The sequence below is a fragment of the Streptomyces hainanensis genome, from assembly GCF_004348415.1.
In the GTDB taxonomy this organism is placed as follows: Bacteria; Actinomycetota; Actinomycetes; order Streptomycetales; family Streptomycetaceae; genus Streptomyces; species Streptomyces hainanensis.
This window is the reverse complement of sequence record NZ_SMKI01000234.1, coordinates 1-12,074: the sequence shown is the minus strand read 5'-3', so window position 1 is coordinate 12,074 and position 12,074 is coordinate 1. Positions and strand designations below refer to the sequence as shown.

At 72.8% G+C, this 12,074-nt stretch carries 9 protein-coding genes; 7 read left to right on the top strand and 2 right to left on the bottom strand.

The window, feature by feature from the left end:
* The coding region (locus E1283_RS21105; RefSeq protein WP_207930478.1) for a cytochrome P450 at nucleotides 1-1,059 on the bottom strand (1,059 nt) is incomplete at its 3' end.
* A gap of 485 nt (nucleotides 1,060-1,544) precedes the next feature.
* Between E1283_RS21105 and E1283_RS21100 the strand changes: the two genes are divergently transcribed.
* The 6 genes from E1283_RS21100 (at nucleotide 1,545) to E1283_RS21075 (ending at nucleotide 10,145) form a co-directional block, all read left to right on the top strand.
* Entirely contained in the window at nucleotides 1,545-3,560 is a 2,016-nt protein-coding gene (locus tag E1283_RS21100; protein WP_243744992.1) for an APC family permease, read from the top strand.
* Between the two features lie 331 nt (nucleotides 3,561-3,891).
* Complete coding sequence (locus E1283_RS21095) at nucleotides 3,892-4,875, top strand: LacI family DNA-binding transcriptional regulator (protein ID WP_132819673.1); 984 nt, start codon at nucleotides 3,892-3,894, stop codon at nucleotides 4,873-4,875.
* 53 nt (nucleotides 4,876-4,928) lie between these two features.
* Nucleotides 4,929-6,143 carry a sugar ABC transporter substrate-binding protein gene (locus E1283_RS21090; RefSeq protein WP_132819672.1) on the top strand — a complete coding sequence of 405 codons (1,215 nt, stop codon included), beginning with the start codon at nucleotides 4,929-4,931 and terminating at the stop codon, nucleotides 6,141-6,143.
* 122 nt (nucleotides 6,144-6,265) lie between these two features.
* Entirely contained in the window at nucleotides 6,266-7,192 is a 927-nt protein-coding gene (locus E1283_RS21085; protein WP_243744991.1) for a carbohydrate ABC transporter permease, read from the top strand.
* Between the two features lie 6 nt (nucleotides 7,193-7,198).
* On the top strand, nucleotides 7,199-8,035 hold the full coding sequence (locus E1283_RS21080; RefSeq protein WP_132819670.1) for a carbohydrate ABC transporter permease: 837 nt from the start codon (nucleotides 7,199-7,201) through the stop codon (nucleotides 8,033-8,035).
* A gap of 52 nt (nucleotides 8,036-8,087) precedes the next feature.
* Complete coding sequence (locus tag E1283_RS21075) at nucleotides 8,088-10,145, top strand: glycoside hydrolase family 31 protein (protein ID WP_132819669.1); 2,058 nt, start codon at nucleotides 8,088-8,090, stop codon at nucleotides 10,143-10,145.
* Nucleotides 10,146-10,155: 10 nt separating this feature from the next.
* On the opposite strand, the gene E1283_RS21070 is transcribed toward E1283_RS21075, so the two are convergent.
* On the bottom strand, nucleotides 10,156-11,154 hold the full coding sequence (locus E1283_RS21070; protein WP_132819668.1) for an aldo/keto reductase: 999 nt from the start codon (nucleotides 11,152-11,154) through the stop codon (nucleotides 10,156-10,158).
* Nucleotides 11,155-11,245: 91 nt separating this feature from the next.
* Here E1283_RS21070 and E1283_RS21065 point away from each other — a divergent pair.
* Nucleotides 11,246-12,074, top strand: an 829-nt coding sequence (locus E1283_RS21065; RefSeq protein ID WP_341829941.1) for an AraC family transcriptional regulator, incomplete at its 3' end; no start/stop codon positions are given.

Genomic DNA, 12,074 nt, shown 5'->3' with positions numbered 1-12,074 from the left:
GGGGCGGGCCAGGTCGAGGCGGTCGGCCCCGGGGAACGCCTCGGGGTCCCAGTTGGCGGCGTGCAGGTCGAAGACGATGCCGTCGCCGGCGGCGATGGTGACGCCGCCGATCTCGATGTCCTCGCGGGCCACCCGGCGCACCCCGGTCTGCACGATGGTCAGGTAGCGGAGCGTCTCCTCGACGGCGCCGGCGATCGCCCGTGCGTCGTCGGTCTCGCGCAACACGGCGAGCTGGTCGGGGTGTTGGAGGAGGGCGAGGGTGCCGAGGCTGATCATGGTGGCGGTCGTCTCGTGGCCGGCGATCAGCATGGCGACGCCCATGTGGACGGCCTCGGTACGGGTCATCCCGCCGTTCCGCACCCGGCCGACCAGCTCGGAGAGCACGTCGTCGGCCGGGGCGCCGGGGTCCGTGGCCGCCAGCCGCTCGCCGAGGAGGCGGTCGAGGTAGCCGGCGAGGGCCGCGCTGGCCGCTCCGGCCTCCGCGAGCGACAGGGAGCCGTCGAGCACCAGGTTGCTGTTGCGTTGGAAGAAGTCGTGGTCCTCGTAGGGGACGCCGAGGAGTTCGGCGATCACCAGGGACGGCACCGGCAGGGCGAGCGCGGTGAGCAGGTCGGCCGGGTTGGGGCCGGCGAGCAGGGCGTCGATCCGCTCGTCGACGATCTTCTGGACGGCCGGCCGCATGGCCTCGATCCGCCGGACCACGAACGGGCCGTTGACCGCGCGGCGCAGCCTGGTGTGCTCGGGCGCGTCGGTGTTGGTGATCAGGCGGGGCGTCGCGTGCGCGATGTCGGCCCGGTGCGCGTTCACATGGGGGAAGTTGGGCTCGCGGTCGTCGTTGCTGACCCGGGGGTCGGTCAGCAGGGCCCGCTGGTCGGCGTGCCGGGTGATCAGCCACGGCGTGGTGCCGTTCCAGATCCGCACCCGGCCGATCGGCCGCTCGCCGCGCAGCACGCCGACCTCGGGCGCCGGGGCCAGCGGGCATCCGGCGTCCCGGGGCATCGGGTAGGCGGGCGGCGGCTCGGCCGCGCCGGTCACGGGGCACGGGACGGGGTTCGTCATGGGTCGCTCCTCGGTGGCTGTGGGGCTCCGGCCGGATCGACGGGCCGGCCGGAGTGCCGGCGGTTCCGCGCGGTGGGGGACGCTCGTTGGCGCTCGTTGGCGCTCGTTCCGGCCATGGAAGCGGAGTGAGCTGACGCGCCCCGGCCGGTTCCCTGACCGTCACCTGACGTTTCCGGGCGGGTGCGGAGCGGCCCCGACCGGGGGGCACGCTTCGTTAAGGGCTCGTATGGGTTTTCGACCCCCGGGTGACCGTGCCGTGCGGGGTCGGCGGGACCCCGGAGGCGCACGTCGGAGCCGCTCCCGCCCGGACGGGCCGGAGTTGGCGTCGCGGGGCCGCCGGCGGCGGGGTCCCGGACGGGCCTTCCGGGGCGTTATGAACGCGTGAAGAGCGTCAGCACCGCGTCAATCGGATCGCCGATACTCGCTCTTCGTCGCCCTGCCTCCGGGACGAGGGGCGCTGGGACGAGACGAAGAGGTGTACGACGATGGCGAGTGCCGCCGGGCAGTCGCCCGAGCTGGACGACGCCCGGCCGCGCCACGCGCCCGAGCCGGACGACGCCCGGCCGCCCCGCGGCGCCGGGCGCCTGCGCGCGTGGCTGCTCGACGGGCTCAGCGAGCGGGCCGCCCGCCATCCGGGGCCGCACGCCACCGTCCCGGCCGAGCACCGTGGCCAGCGCTGGTGGCGGGTGATGTGCCTGACCGGCGTCGACTACTTCTCCACCCTCGGCTACCAGCCGGGCATCGCCGCGCTCGCCGCCGGCCTGCTGTCGCCGCTGGCCACCGTGGTGCTGATCGGCCTGACGCTGCTCGGCGCGCTGCCGGTCTACCGCCGGGTGGCGCGCGAGAGCCCGCACGGCGAGGGGTCGATCGCCATGCTGGAGCGGCTGCTGCCCTGGTGGTCGGGCAAGGTGTTCGTGCTGGTGCTGCTGGGCTTCGCCGCCACCGACTTCATGATCACCATCACGCTCTCGGCCGCCGACGCCTCGGCCCACGTGGTCGAGAACCCCCTGGCGCCGTCCTTCGTGCACGACGGCAACGTGTGGATCACGCTGCTGCTGATCGCCGGGCTCGGCGCCGTGTTCCTCAAGGGCTTCCGGGAGGCGATCGGCGTCGCCGTCGTCCTGGTCGCGGTCTACCTGGGCCTGAACGTGGTCGTGCTGGGGACCGCCGCCTGGCACGTGCTGACCGAGCCGGTGGTGGTCACCGACTGGTGGGACGCCGCCACCGCCGAGCACTCCTCGCCGTGGCTGATGGTCGGCGTGGCGCTGCTGGTGTTCCCACGGCTGGCGCTCGGCATGTCGGGGTTCGAGACCGGCGTCGCCGTGATGCCGCAGGTGCGCGGCGACGCGACCGACACCGAGGACCACCCGGCGGGCCGGATCCGCGACACCAGGAAGCTGCTCACCACCGCCGCGCTGATCATGAGCGGCTTCCTGCTGGTCTCCAGCCTCGCCACCACGCTGCTGATCCCGGCCGAGGAGTTCGCGTCGGGCGGCGAGGCCAACGGGCGCGCGCTGGCCTTCCTGGCCCACGACTACCTGGGCGAGGCGTTCGGCACCCTCTACGACGTCTCCACCATCGCCATCCTGTGGTTCGCCGGCGCCTCGGCGCTGGCCGGGTTGCTGAACCTGGTGCCGCGCTACCTGCCCCGCTACGGCATGGCCCCCGAGTGGGCCCGCGCGGTGCGGCCGCTGGTGCTGCTGTTCACGGCGATCGCGTTCACCATCACCGTCCTCTTCCGGGCCGACGTCGACGCCCAGGGCGGCGCGTACGCCACCGGGGTGCTGGTGCTGATGGTCTCGGCCTCGATCGCCGCCACCATCTCCGCGCGGCGCCGGGGCAACCGCCGTTCCTTCCTCGGCTTCGGCACGATCACCGCCGTCTTCGGCTACACGCTGGTCATCAACGTCATCGAGCGCCCGGACGGCATCCGGATCGCGTCGCTCTTCATCCTCGGCATCCTGCTCACCTCGTTCGTCTCCCGGATCCACCGCGCGTTCGAGCTGCGCACCCGCCGGATCGCCCTGGACGACGAGGCGGCCGGGATGATCGACCTCGCCGCCGCCCACGGGCCGCTGCGGATCATCGCCAACGAGCCGAACGAGCGCGACGAGGCGGAGTACCGCGAGAAGGAGTACAGCCAGCGCGAGGAGACCCACATCCCGGACGGCGGCCCGGTGCTGTTCCTGGAGGTCACGGTGCCCGACTCCTCCGACTTCACCGCCGACGTGACCGTCCGCGGCGAGCGGCGGTACGGCTACCAGGTGCTGCGCGTCGAGGGCCCGGTGGTGCCGAACACCATCGCCGCCGTGCTGCTGCACCTGCGCGACCGTACCGGCGCGGTGCCGCACGCCTACTTCAACTGGACCGAGGGCCACCCCCTCGGCCACCTGCTGCGGTTCCTGGTCTTCGGCGACGGCGAGGTGGCCCCGGTCACCCGCGAGGTGCTGCGCCGCGCCGAGCCGGAACGCGTCTGCCGGCCCCGCATACACGTCGGCTGAGCGCCACGCCGGTCAGACCGGGTTGGTCACCCGGTCTGACCGGGTTGGTCAGGCTGATCCGGAGGTCCCGCTCCACGACGCCGATCGGGGAGGGCGGCACCGACGGGCGACGGATCGCCCCTCCGTCGTCACGATCCCGAACGTGAGGCCGGTGGTCCGGCCGCGCGTCGAAATCCGTCGAAACGGGATCGAAGGTATGGACAGGGCAGTTGACCCGGCCTAATGTCGCCGACGCCGCACTCGCGGAGGAGGCGTCCCGACCCGTCGTCGAAGGATTTCGACGCGCTCGTGCTCCCTCCGCGCGCCACGACGAGCAGTGAGGAGGCAGGGCATGGTCAGCATCAGCGAGGTCGCGCGGCACGCCGGCGTCGCGGTCAGCACCGTCTCCTACGTCCTCAGCGGCAAGCGGCCCATCTCGCCGCCCACCAGGCAGCGGGTGCTGGACAGCGTCGTCAGCCTCGGCTACCGGCCGCCGAGTGGCAGCAGGACCGGGATCATCGGCCTCGCGCTGCGCGTCGACGACGGCACCCATCGGCCGCTGCTCGCCGAGTTCATGCTCTCGGCGAGCGTCGCCGCCCGGCGCCACGGCCGCAACGTGCTGCTGCTCACCGAGGAGGCCGAACACGGCCTGCTGGACGCGGCGCTGCTCGACGGCCTGATCCTGATGGACATCGAGGTCATGGACCCGCGGCTCGACACCGTGCGCCGGCTCCCGGTGCGCACCGTGCTGCTCGGCCTGCCCCGCGACCCCGCGGGCCTGGCCTGCGTCGACCTCGACTTCCGGGCCGCCGGCCGGCTGTGCGTCGACCACCTCGCCGACCTCGGGCACCGCGAGGTGGTCATGCTCGGCGCGCCGCCGGCCGTCTACCGGCGGCGGTACGGATTCGCCGAGCGCACCGTGGCCGGCGCGCTGGAGCGGGCCGCCGCCCGGGGCGTCCGGCTCACCCACCGCCCCACCGAGGGCGACTGGGACGCCACCGCCGGCACCCTGACCCGGGTGCTCCAGGAACGGCCGGGCGCCACCGCGCTCGTCGTCCAGAACGAGGCCGCCACCCCGCACCTGGCCCCGCTGCTGCGCGGCTACGGGCGCGCCATCCCCGAGGACCTGTCCGTCGTCGTGCTCGGCTCGGACGCCGTCGCGACGGCGGGCACCCCGCCGCTCACCTCCGTCGCGGTGCCCGCCGCCGACATGACGGCGACCGCGATCGACCTGCTGATGGCGGACCGGGGCCCGGGCGCCGCGCCCGTGCTGCTCACCCCCCGGCTGACCGTCAGGGGCAGCACCGCGCCGCCCGCGCCCGGCACCGCCGACTGACCTCCGCGAGAGCACCCCTCCCCCTTCAGAGAGCCGACACCCATGGACACGCCATGCCCGCCCACCGACGACGCATAGCCCTCGCCGCCGCCACCACCGTCCTGGTCACGGTGCCCGGCTGCGGGCTGATCACCGCGGAGACCGGGCCCAACACGCTCACGGTCGCGGACTACTACACCGCCGAGCCCGGCAACACGGCGCTCACCGAGATCCTGCGCTCCTGCGGCGAGGAGACCGGCGTCACCGTGGTGCGCGAGGTGATGCCACGCTCCCAGCTGGTGCCCAAGCTGCTGCGGGACGGCGCCGCCGACACCCTCCCCGACCTGGTCCTCAGCGACAACCCCGACCTCGCCAAGCTGGCGTCGACCGGCGCGCTGCTGCCGCTCGACGGCCGCGTCGACACCGACGGCTTCTACGACAGCGTGCTGGCCGCCGGCAGCTACCAGGGCGACCTCTACGGCGTCGCGCCCGGCGTCAACGGCCTCGCGCTCTTCTACGACCGGCGGGTCCTCGCCGACGCCGGGCTGCAACCGCCCACCACCTGGGACGAGTTGCGGGAGACGGCCGCCGCCCTCACCGGCGACGACCGGTACGGCCTGGCGCTCTCCGCGATCGGCACCGAGGAGGGCACCTGGCAGTTCGAGCCGTTCCTCTGGGGCGCCGGCGCCGAACTCACCGACCTCGACTCGCCGGAGGCCGAGACCGCCCTCACCTTCTGGGCCTCGCTTTTCGCCGACGGCTCCGTCTCCTCCTCCGCCCTCAACTGGCAGCAGTCGGACGTCGCCGAGCAGTTCGTCGGCGGCCACGCCGCCATGATGATCAACGGCTCCTGGCAGCTGGCGTCCCTCGACGCCCAACAGGACGTGGACTGGGGCGTGGTGCCGCTGCCCGTGCCCGAGGCCGGCGACCAGCCCGCCACCCCGCTCGGCGGCGAGGTCTGGGCCGTCCCCGAGGGCGAGCGGCAGGAGCGGGCCGTCGCGCTGCTCGACTGCGTCCTCGCCCCCGACAACATGCTCCAGTGGGCGCGGCTGCGCGCCGACGTGCCGGCCCACCCGGACGTCGCGGCCCGGCTGGTCGAGGAACGGCCGGACCTGGCGCCCTTCGTGGCCAGCGCCCCGAGCGCCGAGGCCCGCACCGCCGAACTCGGCACCGGCTACCCGGCCGTGTCGCAGGCGATATCCACCGCGCTGCAACGGGTCGCCACCGGGCAGCTGGATCCGGCGGAGGCCCTCGCCAGGGCCCAGCGAGAGGCGGCCGACGCATCATGACCATGACCCCTCGCCGAGGGCCTGTCGTTCGGATCTTCGCGGGCTCGCGACGCCTGGCATCCCGCCTGGCCGCGTTGCCGAATCGCGCGAGTACGGCCAAGTACAAGCTGCGATCCGGCGCCTTGCCAGCCGGGCGCCATGCGCCGCTCGCTGATCCACGAACATCCAAACGACAGACCCTGGCCCGGCTGGGCTTCTACGTGCCGGCCGTGCTCTACCTGGCGGTGTTCTTCGGCTACCCGCTCGCCGCCAACGTCGTGATGTCCTTCCAGGACTACACGGTGACCTCGTTCTACGACGGCGGCGCGCCGTTCAACGGCCTCGCCAACTACGCCGCGGTGCTCGGCGACGAACTGTTCTCCACCACCCTGTGGAACACCGTCGTCTTCACCGTCGCCTCGCTGGCCTTCCAGTTCGCCATCGGCCTCGGCCTGGCGCTGTTCTTCCGCCGCCACTTCCCGCTCTCCGGCGTGCTGCGCGCCCTGCTCCTGCTGCCGTGGCTGCTGCCGCTGCTGGTCTCCGGCACCGTCTTCCGCTGGCTGCTCGACCAGGACTACGGCGTCGTCAACCACCTCCTGCTGAACCTGGGGCTGATCGACGACCCGGTGCCCTGGCTGGTCAGCCCGGACCACGCGATGGCCGCCGTCGTCATCGCCAACGTCTGGATCGGCATCCCCTTCAACATGGTGATCCTCTACGGCGGCCTCACCTCCATCTCGCCGCAGCTCTACGAGGCCGCCGCGCTGGACGGCGCCGGCGCCTGGCAGCGGTTCCGGCACCTCACCTGGCCGCTGCTGCGCCCGGTCACCTCCGTGGTGCTGATGCTCGGACTCGTCTACACCATCAAGGCGTTCGACGTCGTCATGGTGCTCACCCAGGCCGGGCCGGCCGACGCCACCCAACTGCTCTCCACCTGGTCCTACCAACTCTCCTTCACCCAACTGCACTTCGGCCAGGGAGCGGCCGTCGGCAACGTGCTGATCGTCATCGCCATGCTGTTCGCGCTGGTCTACCTGCGGGCCGTGCGCCGCGAACAGGCCGGGAGGTAGCCCACCATGTCCACACCCCACCCCCGGGCCGGCGCGCGCCGGTGGGCCCTCACCGGCCTGGCGCTGCTGATCGTCGGCGTGCTGCTCTTCCCGCTGTACTGGATGTTCAACGCCTCGCTCCAGCCAAGCCACGAGCTGCTGAGCATCCCGCCCCGCTGGTTCCCCACGGATCCGACGCTCGACGGCTACCGCGCCGCGTTCGACTCGCAGGGCCGGCACCTGGTGATCAGCCTCTTCGTGGCCTGCGGCAACGTGGTGATCACGCTGGCCCTGGCGGCGCCGCTGGCCTGGGCGCTGGCGAAGTTCCGGCTGCGGTTCGCCGCGCTGCTGCTCTTCGTGCTGCTGATCGTGCAGATGCTGCCCGGCATCGTGAAGGCCAACTCGCTCTTCCAGCTCTACAGCGAGATCGGGCTGCTCAACAACACCATCGGCCTGATGCTGGCCCAGTCCACCCTGTCCGTGCCGTTCGCGGCGGTCCTGCTGCGCGCCCAACTCCGGGAGATACCGGCCGAGGTGGTGGAGGCGGCGGCGCTGGACGGCGCCGGCGCCTGGCGCACCTTCCTGCGGATCGTCGTGCCGATGAGCCGCAACAGCGTGATCACCGCCGGCCTCTTCGCGTTCCTCTTCTCCTGGGCCGACTTCCTCTTCGCCGTCACCCTCACCTCCCGGGACGCGATCACCCCGGTCACGGTCGGCATCTACCGTTTCGTCGGGGCCAACGCCACCGACTGGAACGCGCTGATGGCCTCCGCCGTCCTCGCGTCCGTGCCGGCCGCCGTCCTGCTGGTCGTCGCCCAGCGGTACATCTCGGTCGGCCTCACCGGCGGCTCGGTCAAGGACTGAGCCGGCCCGCAGTTCACCCCCGTCCATCCCCTCATCTGGAGAGCACCGCACCATGCCGAGCACCGACCAGGCCGCCGCCCCGTTCCGGGAACACGCGGGCGGCCTCGAATGGACCGGCGAGCACGAGACGCTGCGCGTGGAGCCGTGGGGTCCCGACGCGGTCCGGGTCCGGGCCGTCCTGGGCCCGATCCGCGACGACATCCCCGGCGCACTGCTCGAACGCCCCGCGGGGCGGGCCCAAATCACCGTGCCGGACCTGACCGGGCTCACCGTGTTCGCCAACGGCCTCGGCTCCCCCACCGACCCGGTGCCGCCGGCCCGCCTCGTCAACGGCCGGATCACCGCCGAGCTCACCGTCGACGGCCACCTCCGGTTCGTGCGCACCGACGACGGCCGGGAGTTGCTCGCCGAGCGCCGCGCCCACTTCTGGTGGCCGGGCACCCGGGTGCACACCCCCGTCGGCCACGGCTACCGGCGCCTCGAACAGCACTTCGCGGCCTACCAGGACGAGCGGCTGTACGGTCTCGGTCAGCACCAGCACGGCCGGCTCGACCGCCGGGGCACGGTCGTCGACCTGGTGCAGCGCAACACCGAGATCTCCATCCCTTTCCTGCTCTCCGACCGCGGCTACGGGCTGCTGTGGAACAGCCCGGCCGTGGGACGCGTCGAGCTGGTCGACACCGGCACCCGGTGGGTCGCCGACGCGGCCCGCCAGATCGACTACTGGATCACCGCGGGCGACACCCCGGCCGACATCCTGCGGTCCTACGCCGACGCCACCGGGCACGCGCCCGAGATGCCCGCCTGGGGCACCGGCTTCTGGCAGTGCAAGCTGCGCTACCGCAGCCAGGAGGAACTCCTCGCCGTGGTCCGCGAACACAAGCGCCGCGGACTGCCGATGTCCGTGATCGTCGCCGACTTCTTCCACTGGACCAGGCTCGGCGACTGGCGGTTCGACCCGGCCGAGTGGCCGGACCCGGCGGCCATGGTGCGCGAACTCGACGAGCTGGGCGTCAGGTTGATGGTCTCCATCTGGCCGTCCGTCAACCAGTCGAGCGAGAACTACCAGGAGCTGGCCCGCCGCGGCCTGTTCGTCGCCAACGAGTACGGCACGGCGGCCCACGCCACCTGGGTGGACAAGGGCGCCGACCACCGGATCACCGTCTCCTTCCTCGACCCCACCAACCCGGCCACCCGCGACTTCGTGTGGTCCAGGGTCCGGGAGAACTACCAGGAGTTGGGCATCAACCTGTGGTGGCTCGACGCCTGCGAGCCCGAGATGAAGCCGGCCCACCCCGCCAACCTGCGCTACCACGCAGGGCAGGGGCAGGAGGTCGCCAACCTCTACCCCCGGGAGATCGCCCGCACCTTCCACGAGGGCATGGCCGCGTCGGGGAACACCGACGGCATGGCGTTCAGCCGCTCCGCCTGGGCCGGCAGCCAGCGCTACGGCACCGCCGTCTGGTCGGGCGACATCGGCACCGACTTCACGGCGCTCCGCGCCCAGATCGCCGCCGGGCTCAGCATCGGGCTCTCCGGCATCCCCTGGTGGACCACCGACATCGGCGGCTTCCACGGCGGCGACCCGGACGACCCGGCCTACCGCGAGGTCCTGGTCCGCTGGTTCCAGTTCGGCGCCCTCTGCCCGATCTTCCGGTTGCACGGCTTCCGGCTGCCCTGGCTGCCGCTGGGCGGCGAGATGACCGGCGGCCCCAACGAGGTCTGGTCCTACGGCGAGGAGGCGTACGCCGTCATGACGCGCTACCTCCGGCTGCGGGAACGCATCCGCCCCTACGTCGACGAACAGATGCGCACCGCGGCCCGCGAGGGCCTGCCGGTGATGCGGCCGCTGTTCCTGGAGTTCCCCGACGACGCGCGGTCCTGGACGGTCGCCGACCAGTTCCTGCTCGGCCCCGACCTGCTGGTGGCCCCGGTGACGGAGGCCGGCGCCACCCACCGCGAGGTCCACCTGCCGGCCGGCGCCCGCTGGACGTGCGCCTGGACGGGCACGGCCCACCAGGGCGGCACCACCGCCCGCCTCGCCGCGCCGCTGGACCGGATCCCGCTGCTCCTGCGGGACGACGCCCGGCTGCCGATCGCCGAGGGGTGACGTCCCGGCGTCACCAGGTCGGCATCATCGACTCCGGGTAGCGGGATCCGGCCGCGCCGTGCGGCAGGATCTCCAGGATCCGGTCCAGGTCCCCTGGGGTGAGGTCGACGCCCGCCGCCCCGACGTTCTCGGCGAGACGCTCGGGGCTGCGGGTGCCGGGGATCGGCACGATGTCGTCGCCCCGCGCCAGCAGCCAGGCCAGCGCCAGCTGGGTCACCCTGACGCCCTTCGCGTCGGCGAGCGCGGTGAGTTCGCGCACCGCGGCCAGGTTCTTCTCGTAGTTGCCCGGCTGCCAGCGCTCGTCCCAGCTGCGCATGTCGTCGGCCGGGTAGTCGGCGGCCGGCCGCACGGCGCCGGTGAGGAAGCCGCGGCCGAGCGGTGAGTACGGCACGAAGCCGATGCCGAGCTCCCGCACCACCGGCAGTACCTCGGCCTCCACAGCCCGCTCGAACACCGAGTACTCGGTCTGCAACACCGAGACCGGGTGGACGGCGTGCGCGCGCCTGATGACGTCGGGTCCCGCCTCGCTGAGCCCGAGGAACCGCACCTTGCCTTCTTCGATCAGCTCGCCCACCGTGCCCGCCACATCCTCGACGGGTACGTTCGGGTCCACCCGGTGCTGGTAGAGCACGTCGATCCGGTCGGTGCCGAGGTAGCGGAGGCTGTTCTCGGTGACCTGCCTGATCCGCTCGGGCCTGCTGTCGAGGGCGTCGAGCCGGCTCGGGTCGCTCAGGTCGAAGCCGAACTTGGTGGCGATCACCACCTCGTCGCGGAACCCGCGCACGGCGTCGCCGAGCAGCCGCTCGTTGCTTCCGGTGCCCATACCGTAGAACTCGGCGGTGTCGAAGAACGTCACGCCGAGCTCGTGGGCCCGACGGATGGTGGCGACCCCGCCGGCCTCGTCACCGGCGCCGTAGGCCATCGTCATACCCATCGTGCCGAGGCCGATCGCCCCGACCTCCAGGCCCTGACCGCCGAGCCGCCTGGTGGGAAGGTTCGTCTCTGTCATACCGTCAACGCTAGGAAGCGGCGGGCCGCCCGTCATGGGCCACCGATCGCATAGACTTGCCCGATCCTCTCACTGTCGGATGGATCGGAGGGTGCCCGTGCTCGACCGACTCGCCGCAACGATCGACCGCCACCGGAGCGGCGACTGGTGCCGGACCGCGGTCCCACGCCTCGGCCTGGTCGCGGTCGACGCGTCCCTCGAACCCACCGACATGCGCTACGAGCCGATGGTCTGCTTCGTCGCCGACGGCGCGAAGCGGGCCACGGCCGGCGAGCGGGAATGGCTGACGGAGCGCGGCGAGATGATGCTGACGGCGTGCGACCTGCCGATTCGCGCCGAGTTCGAGAAGGTCCCCTACCGCTCGGCCGTCCTGCTGATCGACGGTCCCGCCCTGGCCGACGTGCTGCTCGCCATCGACGGAGGCCCCGACGAAGAACCCGTCCCCAGCGGCCCGGCGACCGCACCGATGTCGCCGGAGCTCGTCGACGCCGTCACCCGGTGGGTCGGGCTCCTCGACGCCCCGGAGGACATCCGCCCGCTGGCCGCCGGCATCGAGGGCGAGATCCTCTACCGACTGCTGCGCGGCCCGCTCGGCCCCACGCTGCGGCAGTGGTCGATCGCCGACTCCGCCGTCTCCCGGGTGCGCGCCGCGACCCACTGGATCCTCGCGCACTACACGGAACCGCTCACCGTCGCCGCCATCGCCGAGGTGGCCCACATGAGCCCCGCCACCCTGCACCGCCACTTCAAGGCCGCCACCGGCATGAGCCCGCTCCGCTTCCAGAAGCACCTGCGCCTCCAGGACGCCCGCCGCCGCCTGCTCGCCGGCGACACGACGGCCGCCGAGGTCGCCCGCCAGGTCGGCTACGTCAGCCCCACCCAGTTCAACCGCGAATACCGCCGCGTCTACGGCCTACCCC